Source organism: Mycolicibacterium sarraceniae (assembly GCF_010731875.1).
Lineage (GTDB): Bacteria > Actinomycetota > Actinomycetes > Mycobacteriales > Mycobacteriaceae > Mycobacterium > Mycobacterium sarraceniae.
This window is the reverse complement of sequence record NZ_AP022595.1, coordinates 4,024,926-4,046,507: the sequence shown is the minus strand read 5'-3', so window position 1 is coordinate 4,046,507 and position 21,582 is coordinate 4,024,926. Positions and strand designations below refer to the sequence as shown.

Genomic DNA, 21,582 nt, shown 5'->3' with positions numbered 1-21,582 from the left:
GCTGCGCTCTTCCAGAACTGGGGTTATCGGTCGCTAGGAGTTGGCGGCCGTGCGACCGGCGCGGCGACCGTAGAAGCTGCCATCGCCCAGCGAGACACCGCTCGCGTAGCCCCACGCCGACAGTCCGGCGGTGCAGCGGCCCGCCGCGAACAGTCCCGGGATCGGCTCACCGCTGACGTGCATGACCTCACCGTCCAGCGAGGTCAGCAGCCCGCCCAGGGTGAACCCGCCGCAACTGGCCCGCAGATCGATCGCGCCGACCGGGGTACCGACCGGCTTGATCCACTCCGGTTTCTTGTGCAGCAGTGGGTCCTCGCCGCGCGCGGCCGCCTCGTTGTAGGCGCCCATCGTCGCTTGCAGGGAGCCGGCCGGCAGGCCGATCTCGGCTTCGAGCTCGGCGACCGTGTCGCATACCCACGTCGCAGGTCGCTTCAGAAACGGAGTGGCCGACGTCGCCGCCATTGCGTCGTCCTGGGCGTCGCCGTCGATGATCAGGTAGGCGGTGTCCTCCTGCCGGTACAACGTCAGTTGTCCGATCCGGCCGGAGTACATGTCCTCGGGGACGTATCGCTGACCGAGGCCGTTGACGAGAACACCGCGCGCGGTCTGTTGTGGATCGATCAGGAATGCCACCTCGGTGGCATCCATGTGGGCGAGATCCGCACCGAGCGCCTGCGCCATGCGGATCGCACGCCCGTCGTGTTGTTCGATCGAGGCGGCAGGACGTCCGGCGATTCCTGGTGCGAACTGCTTGATCATCGACTCGCTGTAGGCGAAGCTGCCCGCAGCCAGCATGACCCCGCGCCTGGCGCGTACCCGCACCGTTTCGCCATATTGTCGCGCCAGCACTCCGGCCACCCGACCGTCGGATTCGACTATCAGCGCCTGGGCCCGCACGTCGTAGACGGCTCGCACACCGAGCGACGTCGCAGTCTCGATGAGGGGCTTCATCAACATGAATCCACCACTCTTCTCGCCGGCGACCTTTCCGGTCATCTGCGGAATGTGCCCGCGCGGAGCGGGTTCGGCGATCGTGTTGAACGGGTAGGCGTTCTCGCCGCCGGTGAACATCAGCCCCTGGTCACCCGGCGGCTCCCATCCGGGCTCGCCCCAGAACTCCGGTTTGAACGGCACGCCGCAATCGGTGAGCCAGTCGAAGTGGGCGAGACTGCCGTGGCAGTAGTCGGCGATGCGATCCGCATCGGCGCCAGGCCCCATCGCCACGTTGAGAAACGCCGCCATGTTGTCTACGGAATCGTGGAAGCCACAGGCCTTCTGGATCGGCGTGCCGCCGCCGAGGTAGACGAACCCGCCCGCCATCGACGCGGCCCCACCCCATGACCCGGTGCGCTCGAGCACCAGGACGTCGGCGCCGGCCCGCGCCGATTCCACCGCCGCTGCCGCACCTGCGATGCCGTAGCCGACGATAACCACGTCGGCCTCGTGGTCCCAACTTGTGATTGACGACGCGGCAACCGGGGCGACGTCATCCTCGGCGGTCATGGGCGCATCGCCGCGGGCAAGTCCGACACCCACTGGTGGCCCCAGTAACTGTCGGCGGTGATTTCCTCGGCGGTGTAATACGTTTCGTCCACCCGCGTACCATCGGTGCCGAACTCGATGTCCCAGTCCCCTGGGGAGCGCACGTAGAACGACACCATCTTGTCGTTGGTGTGCCTGCCCAGCGTCGATGACAGCTGGAAGCCGTCCCTGTTCACCCGGTCGAGGGCCTGGCCCACCGCGTCGAGAGTGTCGACCTCGACCATCACGTGGATCACGCCGGGGTCCCGCAGCGTCATCGCAGGGCACAGCGCAAGACTGTGGTGGCGCTGGTTGATACCGAGGAACCGGACCCGAATCGGGCCGAACTCAGGCGGGGCCGGTACCCGGAATGCGCCGCGCGACACGAATCCCAATACCTCGGTGTAGAAATCGAACAAACCGGGCACGTCGAGCGCGGGCAGCACGACATGTCCCAGACCCTGCTCGCCAGTGACGAACCGCGCGCCGAACGGCGTCACTACGGGGCTGTGGTCGAGGACGGCACCGTGGAACACCTCTGTCGAAGTGCCCGCCGGGTCATCGAATGCGATCACCTCTTCGACCCGGCGCGCGTTGGCGTCGGCCTGCGAGAGTTGTTTGACCGGAACGCCTGCGGCGTCCAGCGCCGACTTCACCCGCTGCAACGCCGGGTGGTCGCGGACCTCCCAGCCGACGGTGACGATCCGGTCGGCGTCCCCGGGGACGACGATGATCCGCGCGGCGCGTTCGTCCATCCGCAGATACAGCGCATCGGAATCAGGGCCCGAGCCCTCGGCGAAGCCGAGAACGTCAAAGGCGAACTGTCGCCACCGCGAGATGTCGGCCGCTGCAACGGTGACATAGCCGAGGCTCTTGACATCGCCCATCAGATCATCGCCCGCAGCGGGCCCTGCGGGTCCACGTCCAGCGAGCTCAACGCCGACGCGTGATACACCGTTCCGGGGACGTGAATGGCGTGCGCCTGGCCAACGTGCACATCACGCCAGTACCGCTGCAGTGGATTGTCCATACGGGTCGCATTACCGCCGCACCGCGCAAAGATCTCGTCGACCGCGGCCACCGCGCGCCATACCGCGCGCACCTGGGTGCGCCGACCCGCGGCGCGATCCTCGAAGGACACGTCCTTACCCGCGTCGACCATATCGAAGATGCGGTCGGCGTTGGCGAGCAATTCCTGCCTGGCGGCGTTGATGTCGGCTGCGGCCTCACCGATGGCGTACATGACGTAGGGATCATCCTTGATCGCGGTGCCTGCCGCGCTGACCCGCTCTCGCTGGTAGTCCAGTGCGGCCGCCAGAGCGCCTTCGGCGATGCCGATCGTCGCTGAACTGATGCCCAGCGGGAACATCGTCGACCACGGCATCAGGTACAGGGTCTCGGTCATCCCGGCTTCGCGCTGAGCCGTGCCATCCATCACCTTCGTGGCGTCCATCGTGCGATAGGACGGTACGAACGCGTCTTTCACGACGACGTCCTTGGAGCCGGTCCCGCGCAGCCCCACCACATTCCAGGAGTCCTCGACGATCTCGTAGTCTTTGCGCGGCAGGATCATGTGCAACATCTGCGGCGGCATCAACGGTTTGCCCTCGGCGTCGCCGATCAGCGCGCCGAGGAAGATCCAGTCGCAGTGGTCGGTGCCGGAGCTGAACTGCCACCGGCCGGTGAACAGGTACCCGTCGTCGACCGGCCGCGCCACCCCTTGTGGGGCGTAGGGCGAGGCGACCCAGGTATCGACGTCATCGGCCCAGATCTCCGCGGCAACTCTGGGATCGGCGTAGGCCAATTGGTAAGGGTGCACACCAACGACACCGTTGATCCAGCCGGCGGATGGATCGAGGGCGGCCGTGGTCATGACGGTTTCGGCGAACTCGCGAGGGTGTACTTCGAGGCCTCCGTGGGCTTTTGGCTGCAGAAGGCGGATATTGCCCGCGGACTTCATCAGCTTGACGGTGTTGTCGGTGAGTTTGCCGATCTTCTCAGCCTCGGCGCCCTGGTCACGCAGTTGGTCGGCGATCTCGCGCACCCGGTCGATTACACGCTCAGTCATGATCTGGTCCTATCGTCGGTCGCTATTCTCATCGTGCGCCGCTCGGCTGCCGACACCCGCTCTCAATCCCGTTCAGTGGAAGGCTGTTGCGGTCGCGGCCTTCAGAACTCGATGTGAAGGTCGTCCGAGATCGGCGCCCGCTGACCGGGAAGCATGCCGCACATCCGCGTCAGGACCGCCTAGCGTTCGGGCGCGTGAGCAGTGAATCGAAGACTCCTGTCGATGTCGTTGTGGTGGGGGCCGGGTTTGCCGGCCTGTACGCCCTGCACAAGTTCCGCTCACAGGGGTTGTCGGCACGGGTCCTCGAGGCCGCGCCCGATGTGGGAGGTACGTGGTACTTCAACCGATATCCAGGTGCCCGATGCGATGTCGAAAGTGTGGACTACTGCTACTCGTTCTCCGACGAGTTGCAGCAGGAATGGACGTGGACCGAGAAGTATGCCACTCAGAGTGAGATCCTGGCCTACATCAACTGGGTTGCCGACAAGCTTGATCTGCGCTGCGACATCACCTTCAACACCCGAGTGGTGAGCGCGGTGCTTGATGAGCAGACGTTGCGGTGGAGGATCACGACGGACGCCGGGCACAGCGTGGAGGCGAGGTTCGTCGTGATGGCGACCGGCCCACTGTCGGCGGCGATGACTCCCGACTTCGCCGGACTGAACGCATACGGTGGCGAGGTCTATCACACCGCGCGCTGGCCGCATGAGGACGTCGACTTCACCGATAAACGGGTCGCTGTGATCGGCACCGGCTCCTCGGGCATCCAATCCATCCCGATCATCGCTGAACAGGCTCGACATCTCTACGTGTTCCAGCGCACGCCCAACTACAGCGTGCCGGCAGGCAACCGGCCACTGACAGCCGAAGAGGTGGCCGACATCAAGGCGAACTACGCCGAGCGACGGCGGGTGTCCTGGCGCAGTGGCGGTGGCTCACCGCATGTTGCGCATCCGAAGCTGACGATGGACGCGACGCCCGACGAGCGGCGGGAGGCGTTCGAAACACGTTGGGAACTCGGCGGCGTGCTGTTTTCCAAGACCTTCACTGATCAGATGGTCTCATTGCAGGCCAACGACGAAGCCCGCAAGTTCTACGAAGACAAGATCCGCTCCGTCATCGACGATCCGGATCTTGCCGAACTGCTCATCCCCACCGACCATCCCATCGGGACCAAGCGAATTTGCACCGACTCCAACTACTTTCAGACGTTCAATCATCCCAACGTCACGCTGGTGAGCGTAAGGAAGACGCCGATCGAATCGGTCGACGAGACAGGCATCAACACATCAGAAGCCCACTTCGACGTCGACGCGCTGGTTTTGGCCACCGGTTTTGACGCGATGACCGGCACACTCGCCAAGATCGACATAGTTGGTCGTGGTGGCCACACGTTGGTCGACGACTGGGCTGACGGGCCGCGCACCTATCTAGGCTTGGGCACCGACGGATTTCCCAACCTGTTCCTGGTGTCGGGACCAGGCGCGCCGGCAGTCTTGGCCAATATGGTGCTGCATGCCGAGGCGCATGTGAATTGGATTGCCGACGCTATCGGTTACCTCGACCGACAAGGCTGTGCCGCAATGGAACCGACGGCGGATGCGGTCGACAGCTGGATCGCCGAGTGTGCACAACGTGCTGAGGCAACACTGTTCACCAAAGCCAACTCCTGGTACATGGGCGCGAATGTGCCCGGCAAACCGCGGCAATTCATGCTGTTCATCGGCGGTTTCGCGACATATCTCGATATCTGCGACGAGGTGGCCGCCGCTGGGTACAAAGGATTCGATCTGATCAAGGCACCGTGATGTTCGGTCTACGCGACAAGGTTGCGTTGGTCACCGGCGCCGGCCGGGGCACGGGGCGAGCGCACTGCGAGCGGTTCGCCGATGTCGGGGCTGACCTCATCATGCTTGATCACAGTGACGCCGCCGACGACCTGATCGTGACTGCGCGACTGGTGCGGGACCGAGGCAGACGCGCTGTCACGGGCGTGGCCGACGTGACGAGCCTCGTCGAACTCGGCGCCGCGGTTGACGCAGCTGTTGCGGAATTGGGTCGATTAGACGTGATCGTGGCCAATGCAGGTGTCCACTGTCCCGGCGGGCGGGCGTGGGAGATCAGTCCGCAACAGTGGCAGCGCACACTTGACATCAACCTCACCGGCGTCTGGCACACGGTCAATGCCGGAGTGCGACACATCGGTGCTCACGGCGGCTCCGTCACGATTATCAGTTCCACCAACGGGTTACGCGGGACGGCAGGGACCGCGGACTACACATCCAGTAAACATGCCGTGGTTGGATTGGCCCGTACACTCGCCAATGAACTGGGGCCCAGGAACATTCGCGTCAACACCGTGCACCCAGGCGCGGTCGCCACACCTATGGTGCGTAATTCGGCAACATACAAGCGGTTGCGGCCAGACTTAGACAATCCCACCGAGGCCGATGCCGCCGAGGTCCTCACCGCCCGGAACCTGCTACCGGTGCCCTGGGTGGAACCGATCGACGTTGCGGACGCGGTGGTATTCCTGGCATCCAATTGCGCCCGCTACATCACGGGCACCCAACTCGTCGTCGACGCCGGCCTCACTCAGAAGACGACATGACCGGGCGGCTGGCGGGTAAGACCGCATTCATCACGGGGGCCGCCCGCGGCATCGGCCGAGCCCAGGCAGTTCGCTTCGCGCAAGAGGGTGCGGCGATCGTAGGCGTCGACGTGTGCGGGCCGATCGAATCGGTGCGCGGGCCGTCCAGCGCACCAGCCGATCTCGATGACACCGCACGGCTGGTTGAACAGGCGGGCGGACGGATCGATACCGCTATCGTCGATGTGCGGGATCTGGACGCCCTACGAGCAGCTGCGGATCGCGGTGCCGGCCACTTTGGCGGGATTGACATCGTCTGTACCACAGCGGGTATTACCTCACGCGGCGCTGGCATTGAGATGACGGAATCGACGTGGCGCACCATGCTGGACGTCAACCTCACCGGTGTGTGGCACACATGTACGGCCGCGGTACCGCATCTGATCAGTCGAGGCGCGGGCTCGATAGTCATGGTCAATTCGATCGCTGGGTTACGTGGCCTGATTGGCGTCGCGCATTACACTGCGGCCAAACACGGCATGGTCGGTCTGATGCGCAGTTTGGCAATTGATCTGGCGCCGCACAGGGTCCGAGTCAACTCGGTGCACCCGACGAACGTCGATACACCGTTGATCCAGAACGACGCCGTGCGCTCCGCGTTTCGGCCCGACCTGACCCGGCCACCGACCAAAGACGAATTTGCCGAGGCTGCGACCCGGATGAACATGCTTGCCGTGCCTTGGGTCGATCCGTTGGACGTCGCGAACGCCAGCTTGTTTCTCGCATCCGACGAGGCCCGCTACATCACTTCGGTCAGCCTGCCGGTTGATGCGGGAAGTAGCCAACGCTAGACGGAAGGCTTGACATGACAACACTCAGCAGTGATGTGGTGACCCACGACATCGTCGGCGGGACGGCATTTGTCCAGCTCGACGGCCGTAGAAACTACCGTCCCCCAACGAGATTCCACTGGCATGGCTTTACGAGGCCAGGCCGGCGGTATAGCCAGCGATCACCACATCGGCTTCATGATCCCAGCTCATCACCGAGGCTGCTGGGACAGGGCGCAGGTCGTTGCCCATGTCAGGGCCGCATGGCGGCCGGCATATCGCCGACCCACTTGTGGCCCCAGTAGCTGTCCGCGGTGATTTCCTCAGCGGTGTAATGGTTTTCGTCGACCCTAAGGCCGCCGGTACCGAACTCGATGTCCCAGTCTCCGGGCGCACGCACATAGAACGACACCATCTTGTCGTTGGTATGGCGGCCCAGTGTGGACGACAGCTGGAAGCCCTCGGCGGCGATGCGGTCGAGAGCAGCACCCACCGCGTCGAGCTCATCGACCTCCACCATCATGTGGATCAGCCCGGGGTCGCGATTGTGCATGGCCGGCGCGATCGCCAGGCTGTGATGGCGCTCGTTGATGCCGAGGAAACGAATCCGGATCGGGCCGAACTCCTTGGGTAACGGCACCCGGTACGCGCCCCGCGACACGAAACCCAGCACCCCGGTGTAGAAGTCGAACAGGCCGGGTGCATCCAGCGCGGGCAGCACGACGTGGCCCAGCCCCTGGTCGCCGGTGATGAACCGGGCGCCGAACGGGGTGATCACGGGGCTGTGGTCGAGGACCGCGCCGTGGAACACCTCCAGGTGGGTGCCGGCGGGGTCGTCGAATGCCACGACCTCCTCGACCCTGCGGTCGTCGGCTTCGGACTGTGAGAGCTGCTTGTGGACCACCCCGGCGCCATCGAGGAGTGTCTTCACCTGTTCGAGCGCGGCGTGGTCGCGGACCTCCCAGCCCACGGTGGCGATCCGGTCACCGTCGCCAGGCACCACGATGATCCGGGCGGCCCGCTCGTCCATCCGCAGATACAGCGCCGAGGGGTCCGGCCCCTTGCCCTCGGCGAATCCCAATACACCGAAGGCGAATTGGCACCAGCGGTCGATGTCCGCGGTGTGGATTGTGACGTAGCCGAGGCTCTTGAGGAGGCTCACCAGTCCGCTCCTGTCAGATCATCGCTCGCAGCGGACCCTGGGGCTCGACGCCGAACGAGCTCAGCGCGGCGGCGTGGTAGGTGGTGCCCGGCACGTGGATGGCGTGCGCCATAGCGGTGTGGGCATCGCGCCAATAGCGCTGCAGCGGCTTGTCCATCCGCATGGCGTTGCCGCCGGAGCGGGCGAAGATCTCGTCGACCGCGCTGACCGCACGCCACACCGCGCGGACCTGGGTGCGTCGCCCGGCCGCACGATCGGCGAACGACACCTCCTTGCCCGAATCCACCATGCCGTAGATCCGGTCCACGTTGGCCAGGAGCTCCTGGCGGGCGGCGTTGATATCGGCGGCGGCCTCACCGATCGCGTACATCACGTACGGGTCATCCTTGATGGCGGTGCCCGCCGCGCTGACCCGCTCACGCTGGTAGTCCAGATGCGCGGCCAGCGCGCCCTCGCAGATACCGATGGCCGCCGAAGAGATGCCCAGCGGGAACATCGTCGACCACGGCATCAGGTAGAGGGTCTCGGTCATCCCGGCCTCGCGCTGGGCCGTGCCATCCATCACCTTGAACGCGTCCATCACGCGGTAGTCGGGGACGAAGGCGTCCTTGACAATGACGTCCTTGGAGCCGGTGCCGCGCAGCCCGACGACGTCCCAGGAATCCTCGACGATGGTGTAGTCCTTGCGCGGCAGGATCATGTGCAGCATCTGCGGCGGCATCTGGATCTTGCCGTCAGCGTCGCTCTTGATCGCGCCGAGGAAGATCCAGTCGCAGTGGTCGGTGCCGGAGCTGAACTGCCAACGACCGTTGAAGATGTAGCCGCCGTCGACCGGCCTGGCGATGCCCTGGGGGGCGTAGGGGGAGGCCACCCAGGTGTCGACGTCGTCGGCCCAGATCTCCTCGGCCACCCGCGGGTCGGCGTAGGCCAGCTGGTAGGGGTGCACCCCGACCACACCGTTGATCCAACCGGCGGCGGGGTCGAGTGCCGCCAGTGCCATCACGGTCTCGGCGAACTCGCGCGGATGCACTTCCAGGCCGCCGAACTTCGCGGGTTGAAGCAGCCGGATGTGCCCGGCATCTTTCATCGTCTTGACGGTCTGGTCGGTGAGCTTGCCGATCTTTTCGGCCTCTACTGCCTGCTCGCGCAGCTCATCGGTTAGCTGCATTGTCTTGTCGAGCACCGAAGCGGTCATGATGCATCCTTGTCCGGGTCTGGGCTGTTGGTTTCATCCTCGCCTGTTTTCATCCTCGCCCCGCGAGACGGCCAGTATCGGGCAATGTCCCGATGAGCGGGGCAAGTTTGCCGGTGTCGACTTACGCTGCTCGGCATGTGCGCAGGCGGCGAACGCACGCGATGTGGTGGTGGTCGGGGCCGGTTTCGCCGGGCTCTACGTGCTACACAAGTTCTGCCAGCAGGGACTTTCCTACAGCTACTCGTTCTCCGACGAGCTGCAGCAGGAATGGACGTGGATCGAGAAGTACGCCGCCCAGCCGGAGATCCTGGCCTATCTCAACTGGGTCGCCGACAAGTTCGACCTGCGCTGGGCGGTGATGAGCCGAGGACGGCCAACGGTTCACGGCTCGCTTCGTCGTTATGGCTACCGGGGCGTTGTCCTCGGCCATCACACCGGCATTCGAAGGCCTCGAGGTTTTCGGTGGCGAGATCTACCACACCGCGCAGTGGCCGCACGAGGGCATGGATTTCACCGGCCGGCGGGTCGCGGTCATCGGCACGGGCTCCTCAGGCATTCAATCGATTGCGATCATCGCCGAGCAGGCCCATGTCGATCTCGACGCGATCGTCTTCGCTACCGGATTCCACGCGCTCACCGGCTCATTGGGCACGATCGACACCGTCGGACGCGGGAGAGAGCTGCCGCGCGACGATTGGGCCCACGGTCCGCGCAGTTATCTCGGACTGGGTGACGACGGCTTCCCGAACCTGTTCGTGGTCACCGGCCCTGGCGCGCCCGCGGTGCTGGCTAACATGGTGCTGCACGCCGAGTCGCATGTCGAGTGGATCGCCGAGGCGATCGGCTATCTCGAAGCGCACGGATACGCCGCATCGAGCCGATGCCGGATGCCGTCGAGAATTGGCTCGCCGAACTCAATCAGCGCGCCGCGACCACCCTGTTCCCGAAAGCCAACTCGTGGTACTTGAGCGCCAACGTGCCCGGCAAACCAAGGGTTTTTCATGCTCTTCACCGGCGGGTCAGGCGTCTACAACGACATCTGTGCCGAGGTGGTTGCTGCCTGCTACAAGGGTTTCGAGTTGCTCAAGGCGCCGTGAGCGGCTAGTCCCGCTGCAGGAAGCCCATCACGGTGCTCTCGAAGGCCTGCTTCGCTTCGATCATCACCCAATGCCCGCAGTTGGGGAACACATGCAGCTCGGCGTTTTCGATGGTGCGCATCGGGATCAAGGCCATGTCCAGCGGGCTGACACGGTCGTCGCGGCCCCACGTCAGCAGGGTCGGTGCCGTCACTTTGTGCATGGTGGCCCAGGGCAGCGGGAAATCGGCGTTGCGCATCATCTTCGTCATCGCCGCGAATGCGGCCTTGCCGTACATCCGGCGCGCGCTGGCCAGGGTCTCGGGGTCGGTCGCCAGCGCCCAGCGCTCCTCGATGAGCTGGTCGGTCACCAACGCCGGGTCGTAGACCATCGAGTTGAGCCAGTCGATGAGCCGCTGGCGGGTGGGCTCCTCGGTGAATTCCTGCAGCAGTCGGATGCCCTCGCTGGGCCCCGAGCTGAAGATATTGGTGCCGATACCGCCGATGGTCACCAGCTTGCCGATCCGGTCGCGGTGGTTGGTCGCGAAGTTGATGCCGACCCCGCCGCCCATGGAGTTGCCGATCACGTCGACCGTCTCCAGGCCCAGGGCATCGACGAAGGCTGGAACGGCCGCCTGCGCATCCAGCATCGGGTGCCCGCCGAAATCGTCGCTGACTCCGAAACCGGGGAATTCCAGCACCAGGCACCGGTAATGCTCGGCGAAAAATGCCAGGTTGCCGCGGAAATTACGCCAGCCGGTGACCCCCGGCCCGGAGCCGTGCAGCAGCAGCAGAACGGGGCCTTCGCCGGCCTCGTGGTAGCGCAGCACGCCCTTCTCGGTGGAGATCTCGCGCTGCGTGCCTTCGTAAGTCGTGTCCACGGGTGCTATCCGAACATCGTGGCCGCCGGCGTGGCAACCAGCCGTACCGGTGGGCGGGCCGCGACATCTATAAACTCACCATTGGCCACAGCAGCCTCATCGGTCACATGGTGCGGTAATCTGCTCGCCGACCCGTGTTTTTCGGGTCATGGCGGGCGAAGGGATGCCGATGACGCAGGTGTCTGAACAAGACGCTGCCGAGGCGGTCACCGAAGCGGACCCGGCGGCGGACTTCCCGCGAACACGCCTGGATCGTTTCCGCCGTCGCCGGCTACTGGCCCACGTCAGCATTCTGTCCAAATTGATCCTGATGATGGTGCTCTGCACCGTGATCGCCTCGGTGGTGATCGGTGGTATCGCGTTCCATGCCGGGCGCACTGAGATGCGCGATGCCGTGTTCAGCCGGTTGACCGAGGTGCGGGAGTCCCAGACACGCGAGTTGACCTCTCAGATCACGGATCTCAGGAGTGCGCTGATTATCTATACCCACGGAGTGGTCGCTCGCAACGCGCTCGAGGCGTTCACCGCGGGATTCGACCAACTGGCGAACGCCCAGATCAGCCCAGAGCAATCGCAGTCGATCGCCGACTACTACGACAACGGCTTCATCAAAGAGGTCGAGCAATTCAGCGGCACCAAGCTTGACCCCACCGCCGTGCTTCCGAGATCCAACGCCCAGCGATACCTGCAGGCTAACTACACCGCGAAGAGGCCCCTCAATCTCGATGACGGCGATCAATATGCCATCAGTCTGGATGACGCCCACGATGGAAGCGCGTGGTCAGCGGCCAATGCTCAGTACCAGGACTTCTTCCGGCAGATCACGACACGCTACGAGTTCCAGGACGCGCTTCTGATCGACGGGCGGGGCAACGTCGTCTACAGCGCCTACAAGGATGTCGACCTCGGTACGAACATCGTCGATGGCCCCTATACCGGATCCAAGCTCCACGCGGCGTATCTGAAGGCGATGTCGTCCAACACGGTCAACTATGTCGGGTTTACCGATTTCGAGTTCTATCAGGCGGCCGAAATGCAGCCGACCGCGTGGATGGTGGCCCCGATACTCAAGGACGGCCGCGCGTCCGGGGTGCTGGCGCTGCAGTTCCCGATCACCAAGATCAACCGGTTGATGACGTTCGACAAGCAGTGGCGGCAAGTCGGTATGGGCGACACCGGTGAGACAGTGTTGGGTGGTCCCGACGAATTGATGCGATCGGATTCGCGTCTCTTCCTGGAAAACCCTCAGCAGTACAAGGCCGATGTCGTCAACGCCGGCACGCCTCCGGACGTCGCCGACATGGCGATTCGGCAGGGTGGCACCACGTTGGTTCAGCCGATGACCTCGGCGGCGACCCGCAACGCCCAAAAAGGCGAGACCGGAACCATCATCACTCAGGACTACCTGGGGCAGGACACGCTTCAGGCTTACGCGCCCGTGGTGATCAAGGACTCGGACCTGCATTGGTCGATCGTTGCGAAAGTGGATACCAGCGAGGCGTTCGCTCGCGAAACGTCGTTCACCAAGATCATGGTTTTGGTCACTACCGGGATCATCTTCGTGGTGTGCCTGCTGGCGATCTATTTGGCTCAGATATTCGTACGACCGATCAGACGCCTCGAAACCGGTGCGCAACGCATCAGCGCCGGCGACTACAACGTCACCATCCCCGTCGATACTCGCGACGAAATCGGTGATCTGACAGAAGCTTTCAACGAGATGGGCCGTAGCCTGACGGTCAAGGAAGATCTGCTCAACCAGCAGCGCAAAGAAAACGACCAGCTGTTGCGCTCACTGATGCCAGAATCGCTCGCCGAGCGGTTCAAGCAGGGTGAGGAGACCATCGCCGTCGAGCACCAGAATGTGACGGTCATCTTCGCCGACATCATCGGGCTCGATCGACTTCAGGCCGAATTGACCCCCGACGCATCGTTGACGTTGATCAACGAATTAATTCGCCAGATCGATGCGGCCGCAGAGACTCTCGGAATGGAAACCGTTCGTACCGTGCGTAACGGGTACCTGGCGAGTTGCGGCCTCATCATCCCACGGTTGGACAATGTGCGCAGGACGTTGGATTTCGCGTTGGAGTGCCAGCAGATCGTCGGCCGGTTCAATAGCGAGACCGGCAACGACCTCAGCGTGCGCGCGGGCGTCGACACCGGTGCCGTCAGCAGCGGCCTGCTCGGCCGGCCCTCTGTGGTCTACGACATGTGGGGTTCGGTCGTCAACCTGGCCCACCAGATCAAGGATGGCTCACCGCAACCCGGAGTTTATGTCACCGCAAACGTTCACGAGGTCTTGCAGGAGACGATGCGGTTCGAGTCGGCGGGAACCACGCTGGTTGACGGTCAGGCGCAACCGATCTGGCGACTCTCGGAGAGCCGCTGATGGCTAACGTGTTTGCCTCGGCATGGTTTTACTGGGCCATTGGGATCGCCGTCGGTTTGCCGCTGGGCCTTGTTGCGCTCACCGAGTGGCAACATGTGTTGCAGCGCAGGCAGAGTGTGCTGCTGCGACCCGTCACGATCCTGCGAAACTACTTGCTGCCGCTAGCCGCGCTGCTGCTGTTGATGCTGGAGGCCAACCGGGTTCCGCCGCACGCGACGTCGGTGCGAGTTGTCTCCACACTGGCAGCCTTTGTGGTGCTGGTCCTCATGCTGTCGGGAATCAATGCGGCACTGTTCCAGAGCGCCCCCGACGGCTCGTGGCGCAAACGCATGCCATCAATCTTCCTCGACGTGGTGCGTTTCGTGCTCATCGCTGTGGGTCTGGCGATGATCTTCGCCTACATCTGGGGCGCCAACGTCAAAGGATTGTTCACCGCGCTGGGGATCACCTCGATCGTCGTCGGCTTGACGCTGCAGAACTCGGTGGGACAGATCATTTCCGGGTTGTTGATGCTCTTCGAGCAGCCGTTCCGGCTGGGCGACTGGTTGCAGACACCTCAGGCCAAGGGCCGTGTGGTGGAAGTGAACTGGCGCGCCATCCATCTTGAGACCAGCACCGGACTTCAGATCACCCCAAACTCGGTGCTGGCCGCGGCGTCATTTACCAACCTCAGCCGCCCCGAAGGTAAGCACACGTGCGAAGTGGAGACCGTCTTCGCTCACGACGATCCACCCGAACGGGTATGCGCCATGCTCACCCGGATGGCGTCGGAGCTTCCCCAGCGCGACCCGAGCCGAAACCCCAACACCATTGCCCTCGGCGGCATGCAATACCGGACGAAGATCCCGCTCATCTCCCCGGCTGAGGACGGCAAGGCGACAGCCAGGTTCCGGCGCTGGATCTGGTACGCCGCGCGCCGCGAAGGGTTGCACCTCGACGAAGCCGATGACTCGTTCTCGACACCGGAGCGGATTGAAGAGGCCATCTTCAAGGTCGTCGGCCCAACCTTCCGGTTGAGCCGTGACGAGCACGAGGACCTGGTCGAGCATGCCAGAATCGAGTGTTACGCCGACGGCGAGCGGATGCAGCGGGCGGGCGAGACACCCTTGGGGATGACATTCGTCCTAGCGGGCGCCGTGCAGATGAACGCGATCATGGAAGACGGCTCCGAGGTAGTCGCCTGGACGCAGGAAGAGGGTTCCTTCCTGGGGCAGTCGACACTCACCCGCCAGCCGGTTCTCGGGTCCGCCTATGCGGTCGGGGAAGTCACCGCGGTATACGTTGGCCGTGACAAGATCGCCGAGTTGGTACAGCGCAATCCGCGCCTGCTGCAAGAGTTGGGCCGGACCATCGAGGAACGACGCCAGCACGTCCTTCGGGCACTGGACCAGACGACCGAGGTGGATATTGATTGAGCGGCATGGCTTCTGCCGGTGCACATGACCTGGTGGTTGTCGGCGCAGGCATAGTCGGTCTGGCCGTAGCCAGAGAGTGGACCATGCGCCGCCCCGCCGACTCGGTTTGTGTTCTCGAACGCGAGGACGGACCGGCACGCCATCAGACCGGTCACAACTCCGGAGTGATCCACGGCGGTATCTACTACCAGCCGGGATCGCTCAAGGCCCGGTTGTGCGTCGAGGGTGCTCGCCTGATGTATGAGTATTGCGAGCACAACCGCATCAGCCATGAGCGATGCGGCAAGCTGATCGTCGCGCTGTCTCCCGATGAGTTGGGCAGGCTCGACGACCTGCAGGCGCGAGGCATCGCCAACGACGTGCCGGGGTTGCGCCGGATCGGCGCGCAGGAAATCGCCGACATCGAGCCCAATGCCGTTGGACTGCAGGCACTTCACGCACCCAACACCGGTATCGTCGACTATCCCGCAGTCGCCGGCGCTCTGGTCGGCGAACTCAGGGCGGCAGGTGTGACGGTCCGCTTCGGCAGCTCGGTCACTGCGATCGACGGTGCGGGCAGTCCGATAGTCCACACCTCAGATGGTTCGTTGCGCGCGCGAAACGTGATCGCGTGTGCCGGTCTGTGGGCCGATCGTCTGGCCCGCCGGGCCGGAGCGCCGCGCGAGCCCCAGATCGTGCCATTCCGCGGCGCCTATCTCGGACTGACACCCAGCGAGCGGCCCCGGCTGAACGGGATGATCTATCCGGTGCCCAACCCCGAGCTACCCTTTCTCGGGGTACACATCACCAAAAACATCACCGGTGACGTGACGCTCGGGCCGACTGCCATGATCGTCGGTGCTCGCGACGCATACGCATTGCGCCGGTTGAGTATTCGAGATTCCTGGGAGACGCTGATCTGGCCGGGAACCTGGCGGGTGGCGCGCAGGTACTGGCGGGTGGGACTCGACGAGATCCAGATGGCAGCCAGTCGGCGGGCGTTCGTCACCGCTGCCGCACGCTACATGCCGGGCCTGACGCTGGCCGATCTGGACGGCAGCTCGCACGCCGGTGTGCGAGCACAGGCGGTTGGCCGGGACGGGGCACTGGTCGATGACTTCGTGATCTCCCGCGACGGACACGTCTCACACGTACGCAACGCGCCGTCACCAGCCGCGACCTCGGCGTTCGCTTTGGCGCGCGAACTGGTCGACCGCGTCACCGGCTGAGCGGCGTCACCCCAGTCGCCGAGTGCGCCACCGTGAAAGATCCGCGTCCAGCACCGCAGGATCGCGTTCGGGGAACACCTTCTCGGTGATCTCCAGGTGCCGGATGCGGTCGAGTTGAAATCCTCGGATGTCTTCGCGCAACCGGCACCATCCCACGAACAGCCACGCATCGCCCCCGTGCAGCAGACCCATTGATTACGTCGTCTGATGATCCGGGCACCGACACCGGAGGACGCTATGCGAGGATGCCCGGATGGCCAGCCGACCGGCTCATTTCATTTCCGATCCTGACGGCATCTTCCACCCGACGGAGAACGCCCGAAGTCGCTGGGGTACCGACATGCTCAACGGCCCGGCCGTGGTGGGTCTGGCGGCGTTCAACCTGGAGCACCGGTTCGACGTGCCCGGCTTCCTGCCCGCTCGACTGACGGTCGACCTGTTCAGGGCGGCGAAGCGCGTCCCGACGATCGTCCAGTCGCGGCTGGTCCGGGACGGTCATCGGGTGCGCAACAGCGAGTGCGATGTCATCCAGGGCGACGTGATCGTCGCCCGCGCCACGCTGGTGCAGTACCGGCAGTCCGAACCGCCGCCGGGCGAGGAGTGGTCGTGCGTGGCTTCATTCAACCCGCCGCCTGAGACGGAGGCGCACGCATACGTCATCGGTAGCGATGACGCCGGTTGGAGCCCCGGCGGGGGCATACACCAGAACACGTCACGAAAGCGCGTGTACCACAGCCCGATCGACGTGGTGGCCGGCCACGACATCACCCCGTTTTTGCGCACCGTCATCGTCGCCGAGGCCACCAGTCTGGTCAGCAATATGGGCACCATGGGCATCGGCTACATCAACGGTGATCTCACCGTCGCGCTGAGCCGGCTTCCGAAATCAGAAGGTATTGGTGTTCAAGGTGATTCGCACTGGGTATCGGACGGAATCTCGGTCGGTACCGGAACACTATTCGACGACGAGGGGCCGTTCGGGACCGGTCTGGTGACAGCGATCGCCAACCCGGCGGCTCAGATCGACTTCACCGAACCCGATGCGATGCCTGAGCTGAGCGGGTGACTCACAGCAGGGCGCGCAGCTGATCGTGGGGTAGCGCGGGGGAGCGGTGACCGTCGCGGCCGACCATATCGGCATTGACCACCAAGGCGTTGAGTACAGCCTCTTCGACGCTGTGCACGACCGCGGTGTACAGGTCATCCATCCGTCCCCACGGCAGGAACCGCACCTTGCCGAACTCGTCGTCGTCGACATCGCCGGTGGGGAAGCGGCTGCCGAGATCTGGCGCCTCGGCGGTGGAGAAAGCCACGAAGATATCGCCGGAGAAGTGGCTGCCGGTGGTGCCGGTGCGGGCCAGGCCCAGCGGTACCCGCCGGGCAAGTGCCTTGCACTGGCCGGGAAGCAGTGGCGCGTCGGTGCCGATCACCGCAATCACCGAGCCTGCGCCGGGTGGTGGGCGGTTGAGGTCGCGCTCGAACCAGTCGCCGTCGAGCGGATTGTCGGCAACCACATGTGGGCCGATATGACGTCCGGCAACGGTGAGTTCTTGGCGCGCACCGAAATTGGCTTGCACGAAGGCGCCGACTGTGAAGGTGTGGCGGCCGTAGCGCACCAGGCGCGATGCCGTGCCGTTGCCGCCCTTGAACTCATAACAGTTCATTCCGGTCCCACCCCCGACTGACCCTTCCGGAACTGGCCCTCCGGTCGCGTTGTCCAGCGCGGCCTCGGCATGTTCCGGGCGCACGTGACCACCATTGATGTCGTTGAGGTAGCCGTCCCAGGTTTCGGCGCATACCGGCAGCAGCCATTGGCGTGCCAGTACCGGATCAACTCGATTGACCCACGATATGACGCCGGTGTGGCAGGCGCCGACTGCGTGTGTATTCGATAGCAGGACAGGGAGATTGAAGGTGCCCGACTCTTCGATCCAGGTGGTTCCGGTCATCTCGCCATTGCCGTTGAGTGAGAACCACCCTGCGGCACAGGGTGCTCCGAGCCCGGTTCGGCCGCGGGGAAGGATGGCGGTCACACCGGTGCGCACAGGTCCGCGGCCCACCGTCATCGCCCCGTCGCCGGCCACCAGCGTGATCACCCCGACCTCGATACCGGCGACATCGGTGATCGCATTGAGCGGACCGGGGTCGCCGGGCAGCGGGATGCCGAGTCCGCGGGCTCGGGGCAGGCCATCGGAAGTGAATGCCGCTGGGGATGTCATCGGCCGACCTTACTGTCGGCCCGCAGGGGGTTTCTACCCAGAAATGACAACGGACGCCGGGGAAGGTTGTGAAGCCTTCCCCAGCGCCGCCTGTGCCCGCACCACACCCCCCAGTCGTGGTGCGGGCCACCAGGCGATTCCGGCACCCCCTGCGGAACCCGTGTCGCGACTGATGTTGATGCCAAACTATCGGGCGCCGGTGCCCCCGCGCACGCGTAGTGCACTACTCGATTAAGCCAATTCTCAGGTTGACTACCTGGCGCAGCGGGGCCTCCATGAGTGGGGCATGATCGTCGGTGGCCGGTGACGGAAGGAACGGAGATTCGATGGCAGGTCGCGCGGACGTGTTGATAACTGCCAGAGCACTGGTCAGCCACCTGGCAGCCGGCGATTCGGTGACGGTCCTGGACGTGCGCTGGACCCTCAGCGAGCCCGATGGACGTGCGCACTACCTCCAGGGACATCTGCCGGGTGCGGTGTACGTGTCGTTGGACGACGAGCTGACCGACCACACCGTGCCCGACCGGGGCCGCCATCCACTGCCGTCAGGTGCTGCGGTCCAGGAGGCTGCGCGGCGCTGGGGGATTCACAGCGGCGTTCCCGTCGTGGTCTACGACGACTGGAACCGGGCCGGATCGGCGCGGGCCTGGTGGGTGCTGACCGCGGCCGGCCTGCCTGATGTGCGCATCCTCGACGGTGGCTGGTCGGCTTGGAAGGCCGCCGGCGGTGCCATCGAAATAGGTCCAGTCGATCCAGCACCCGGCGACATCACCGTCACCCACCAGGATTTGTACGCGGGCGCGATGCCGACCCTGACGGCCGACGAACTCGACCGCGGCCCGCTGCTTGACGCCCGCGCACCGGAACGGTTCCGGGGCGAGGTCGAGCCGGTCGACCCGGTCGCCGGCCACATCCCCGGGGCGCGGAACCTGCCCAGCACGGCGCTGCTCGCCGGCGACGAGACGTTCGTCGCCGACGCCGTGGTCGACAAGTTCCTCGGCGAGCGCGCCGTCGACGCCGACACCCCGATTGGCGTCTACTGCGGCTCGGGGATCACCGCGGCCGTCGCCGTCGCGGCGTTGACCGCGGCCGGTCGGGACGCAGCGCTGTTCCCCGGATCCTGGTCGCAGTGGAGTTCGGATCCGGACCGGCCCGTCGCCACCGGCGAGTGATGATGGAGACGTTCCTGGTGTATGTGAAGGTTCAGGCGATGTGCCTGGTGTTCGGCATCGTCGGACATCTTTTTGGTCCTCTAGCTCGCGATTCAGCCAGACCCTTTCAGCGTTGACCGGCAACCGTGGATTCCGGGATTCGAGCCGCCCCACATCGTCGCGATCGTCGAGATCGCTGAGGAACCCGACGTGCGGCTGATCACCAATGTGGTGGATGTCGAACCTGAGGACCTGCGCATCGGGCTCGCGGTAGAGGCGTTCTTCGAGGATTGGACGGGATTGTCGGGCGCGGAGGACACCAGGGTGTGGGTTCCGTTGTTCCGGCCCTCAACCCGCTGAGGAGTCGAGCTCAACCGTTGTGAGACAACGGGACTGGGGTCAGTCGCGAACCCAGACGGAGATGTATCCGATCGGGATGCCGGTGCGGGTGGCGATGCATTCGCGGGCGGCCAGTTCGACCTTGTCGCGCGCGGTCGCCTCAGTGGCATCGTTGATTTCGGGAATCAGGATCACCCATCGGTTGGTGTCGAACCGAATCTCGATCTCGAAGCATTGGCCGGCCATCGGCCGGAGCAGGGAATGGGTGCGAAGACCCCGTTGCGGACGAGTAGAGAAGCCGCGAGTTCGGTAATGAGTACGCATCTTCAGGCTTTCCGGAACGATTCTGGGCCGCGGGAAAAGATACTCTTCTCAGTCACGGAATACAAAATCGTTCGCGTCTATGGCTACATGGGTGTAAGGACGACGACGACATCACCGCCTCACAACGGGTCGAAGAGTGGAGATGGCGTGGCGTGCCGGTGTGGTCGCGTGCCGGCATGATCTGCGCCGGGGGAGACGTACAAGAACGCGGTCAAGATGAGGTTCGCCAAGGGCGCGGCGCTTGCTGATCCATCGGGTCCATATCGTCGTCAATGGACGCGCCGTGGGCGGCAGGCTTCGCCGGCGACGGCGCATCGCACTCGGGTGACTGCGGTGGGGGCGGCCAGGTGGGGTTGGCGCTGGCGGCGCTGGTCCGCCCGGTCACCCGTCGCTCAGCTTTAGGGCGTCCGGTAGATGTCTGAGCGGTGGTCGACGCGGTGCACCCAGACGGTTTTGGTCGTGTCGTCGATGCGGAGGAGGAGGCGGTAGGGGCCTCGCCGGGCACTGTGCTGACCGACGAGGTCGCCGCGCAGCGGCTTCCCAACCAGACGGGGAGCTCGTGCCAGATCTCCAAACGCGAACTCGATCACGGCTGCGAGAATCCGCGGCGGGAGTTTGTCCAGATCGCGCCGAGCCGAGGCTGTGAACCGCGTCGCGTAGTCAGCGTCGGATTCCATCTCAGCGTGGTCGCCGAGGCGCGTGGTACGCCGCGCGAATCTCGTCTTCACCGAACGTGCGCCCCGCGGCGACGTCGGCCTCTGATTCGGCCACCGACTCGGTGATTCCGGGCTGAGAGAGCCAGTACAGCGTTTCCTTGATCGACTCCCACTCATCAACACCGATGAGTACGGCCGCTGGCGAACCGTTCTTGGTGATGGTGATCTGGTCACGCGTCTCGGCGACAGCATCGACGTACTCGTTGATCTTGCTTTTCACCTGAGAAATCGGCAGTATCCGCATGGGTCAATGCTAGTCCTATATTTGGTATCGGATACGACCCAAATAACTGGCGATGCGCGTGCCGTAACGTGTGCGGGCCGCGACCACCGTCGGCGGAGCGTCCCGAGCCGGTTAGGTCCGCAGAAGATTGCGCGACTATCAGTCTCGCCTGCGAGCGCTGTCAGCGGGCGGCCCTACTGCGCTTCGCATGGAGCCAGACGTCCACGCCGAGCACGTCGCTATACTGGCTCTGCTCCACAACCCGGGTGCTGA

Annotated in this window: 20 protein-coding genes and 2 pseudogenes; 11 read left to right on the top strand and 11 right to left on the bottom strand. The window is 64.5% G+C overall.

All coding sequences use genetic code 11. From position 1 onward, the window contains the following. Window positions 1-33: 33 nt before the first annotated feature. The 3 genes from G6N13_RS20245 to G6N13_RS20235 are packed head-to-tail and all read right to left on the bottom strand — an operon-like array spanning window position 34 to window position 3,589. The gene (locus G6N13_RS20245; protein ID WP_163699824.1) at window positions 34-1,503 is read right to left on the bottom strand and encodes an FAD-dependent oxidoreductase; all 1,470 of its coding nucleotides are present in this window, start codon (window positions 1,501-1,503) and stop codon (window positions 34-36) included. After that, on the bottom strand, window positions 1,500-2,408 hold the full coding sequence (gene bphC / locus G6N13_RS20240) for a biphenyl-2,3-diol 1,2-dioxygenase (protein WP_163699822.1): 909 nt from the start codon (window positions 2,406-2,408) through the stop codon (window positions 1,500-1,502). The genes G6N13_RS20245 and bphC overlap by 4 nt, the downstream gene beginning before the upstream one ends. Continuing rightward, window positions 2,408-3,589, bottom strand: coding sequence for an acyl-CoA dehydrogenase family protein (locus G6N13_RS20235; RefSeq protein ID WP_163699820.1), 1,182 nt, complete (start codon window positions 3,587-3,589; stop codon window positions 2,408-2,410). The genes bphC and G6N13_RS20235 overlap by 1 nt, the downstream gene beginning before the upstream one ends. A 194-nt stretch (window positions 3,590-3,783) precedes the next feature. Here G6N13_RS20235 and G6N13_RS20230 point away from each other — a divergent pair, with 194 nt between their 5' ends. The 3 genes from G6N13_RS20230 to G6N13_RS20220 are packed head-to-tail and all read left to right on the top strand — an operon-like array spanning window position 3,784 to window position 7,030. Next, window positions 3,784-5,397 (top strand): flavin-containing monooxygenase, encoded by a 1,614-nt coding sequence (locus G6N13_RS20230; RefSeq protein WP_163699818.1) that lies wholly within the window; start codon window positions 3,784-3,786, stop codon window positions 5,395-5,397. Continuing rightward, a complete protein-coding gene (locus G6N13_RS20225) occupies window positions 5,397-6,200 on the top strand; it encodes a mycofactocin-coupled SDR family oxidoreductase (protein WP_163702358.1) in 804 nt (267 codons plus the stop codon). Before G6N13_RS20230 ends, G6N13_RS20225 begins: the two co-directional genes overlap by 1 nt. After that, window positions 6,197-7,030 carry a mycofactocin-coupled SDR family oxidoreductase gene (locus G6N13_RS20220; protein WP_163699816.1) on the top strand — a complete coding sequence of 278 codons (834 nt, stop codon included), beginning with the start codon at window positions 6,197-6,199 and terminating at the stop codon, window positions 7,028-7,030. Before G6N13_RS20225 ends, G6N13_RS20220 begins: the two co-directional genes overlap by 4 nt. 232 nt (window positions 7,031-7,262) lie before the next feature. Here G6N13_RS20220 and G6N13_RS20210 read toward each other — a convergent pair whose 3' ends face one another. Then, a complete protein-coding gene (locus G6N13_RS20210) occupies window positions 7,263-8,171 on the bottom strand; it encodes a VOC family protein (RefSeq protein ID WP_163699814.1) in 909 nt (302 codons plus the stop codon). 13 nt (window positions 8,172-8,184) lie between these two features. Continuing rightward, complete coding sequence (locus tag G6N13_RS20205) at window positions 8,185-9,366, bottom strand: acyl-CoA dehydrogenase family protein (protein WP_163699812.1); 1,182 nt, start codon at window positions 9,364-9,366, stop codon at window positions 8,185-8,187. Window positions 9,367-9,532: 166 nt separating this feature from the next. On the opposite strand from G6N13_RS20205, the pseudogene G6N13_RS20200 reads away from it, so the two are divergent. Beyond that, a pseudogene (locus G6N13_RS20200) lies at window positions 9,533-10,463 on the top strand (flavin-containing monooxygenase). Window positions 10,464-10,467: 4 nt separating this feature from the next. On the opposite strand, the gene G6N13_RS20195 reads toward G6N13_RS20200, so the two are convergent. After that, entirely contained in the window at window positions 10,468-11,322 is an 855-nt protein-coding gene (locus G6N13_RS20195) for an alpha/beta fold hydrolase (RefSeq protein WP_407663762.1), read from the bottom strand. Between the two features lie 178 nt (window positions 11,323-11,500). Here G6N13_RS20195 and G6N13_RS20190 point away from each other — a divergent pair, with 178 nt between their 5' ends. The 3 genes from G6N13_RS20190 (at window position 11,501) to lhgO (ending at window position 16,337) form a co-directional block, all read left to right on the top strand. After that, on the top strand, window positions 11,501-13,714 hold the full coding sequence (locus G6N13_RS20190) for an adenylate/guanylate cyclase domain-containing protein (protein ID WP_407663943.1): 2,214 nt from the start codon (window positions 11,501-11,503) through the stop codon (window positions 13,712-13,714). Then, entirely contained in the window at window positions 13,714-15,129 is a 1,416-nt protein-coding gene (locus G6N13_RS20185; protein WP_163699808.1) for a mechanosensitive ion channel domain-containing protein, read from the top strand. Before G6N13_RS20190 ends, G6N13_RS20185 begins: the two co-directional genes overlap by 1 nt. 83 nt (window positions 15,130-15,212) lie before the next feature. After that, entirely contained in the window at window positions 15,213-16,337 is a 1,125-nt protein-coding gene (gene lhgO / locus G6N13_RS20180; RefSeq protein ID WP_235677842.1) for an L-2-hydroxyglutarate dehydrogenase, read from the top strand. A 6-nt stretch (window positions 16,338-16,343) separates the two neighbouring features. Here lhgO and G6N13_RS20175 read toward each other — a convergent pair whose 3' ends face one another. Beyond that, window positions 16,344-16,529, bottom strand: coding sequence for a WYL domain-containing protein (locus tag G6N13_RS20175; protein ID WP_235677841.1), 186 nt, complete (start codon window positions 16,527-16,529; stop codon window positions 16,344-16,346). Between the two features lie 61 nt (window positions 16,530-16,590). Between G6N13_RS20175 and G6N13_RS20170 the strand changes: the two genes are divergently transcribed. Beyond that, on the top strand, window positions 16,591-17,403 hold the full coding sequence (locus tag G6N13_RS20170; RefSeq protein WP_163699804.1) for an acyl-CoA thioesterase domain-containing protein: 813 nt from the start codon (window positions 16,591-16,593) through the stop codon (window positions 17,401-17,403). Window position 17,404: 1 nt separating this feature from the next. On the opposite strand, the gene G6N13_RS20165 is transcribed toward G6N13_RS20170, so the two are convergent. Next, complete coding sequence (locus G6N13_RS20165; protein ID WP_163699802.1) at window positions 17,405-18,556, bottom strand: DmpA family aminopeptidase; 1,152 nt, start codon at window positions 18,554-18,556, stop codon at window positions 17,405-17,407. A 326-nt stretch (window positions 18,557-18,882) separates the two neighbouring features. Between G6N13_RS20165 and G6N13_RS20160 the strand changes: the two genes are divergently transcribed. Together G6N13_RS20160 and G6N13_RS20155 are read left to right on the top strand one after the other, a co-directional pair. Beyond that, window positions 18,883-19,728: a sulfurtransferase gene (locus tag G6N13_RS20160; protein WP_163699800.1), complete on the top strand. Its 846-nt coding sequence runs from the start codon at window positions 18,883-18,885 to the stop codon at window positions 19,726-19,728. A 129-nt stretch (window positions 19,729-19,857) separates the two neighbouring features. After that, on the top strand, window positions 19,858-20,067 hold the full coding sequence (locus tag G6N13_RS20155) for an OB-fold domain-containing protein (protein ID WP_322789329.1): 210 nt from the start codon (window positions 19,858-19,860) through the stop codon (window positions 20,065-20,067). Window positions 20,068-20,106: 39 nt separating this feature from the next. On the opposite strand, the gene G6N13_RS20150 is transcribed toward G6N13_RS20155, so the two are convergent. Further along, on the bottom strand, window positions 20,107-20,292 hold the full coding sequence (locus G6N13_RS20150) for a long chain fatty acid-CoA synthetase Faa4p (RefSeq protein WP_163699798.1): 186 nt from the start codon (window positions 20,290-20,292) through the stop codon (window positions 20,107-20,109). A gap of 206 nt (window positions 20,293-20,498) precedes the next feature. On the opposite strand from G6N13_RS20150, the pseudogene G6N13_RS25440 reads away from it, so the two are divergent. Beyond that, a pseudogene (locus G6N13_RS25440) lies at window positions 20,499-20,667 on the top strand (DUF1801 domain-containing protein); the annotation flags it as partial. A gap of 101 nt (window positions 20,668-20,768) precedes the next feature. Here the strand turns inward: G6N13_RS25440 and G6N13_RS20140 are convergent. Together G6N13_RS20140 and G6N13_RS20135 are read right to left on the bottom strand one after the other, a co-directional pair. After that, window positions 20,769-21,047: a type II toxin-antitoxin system RelE family toxin gene (locus G6N13_RS20140; RefSeq protein ID WP_163699795.1), complete on the bottom strand. Its 279-nt coding sequence runs from the start codon at window positions 21,045-21,047 to the stop codon at window positions 20,769-20,771. A gap of 1 nt (window position 21,048) precedes the next feature. After that, complete coding sequence (locus G6N13_RS20135; RefSeq protein ID WP_163699793.1) at window positions 21,049-21,330, bottom strand: type II toxin-antitoxin system Phd/YefM family antitoxin; 282 nt, start codon at window positions 21,328-21,330, stop codon at window positions 21,049-21,051. Between the last annotated feature and the right edge of the window lie 252 nt (window positions 21,331-21,582).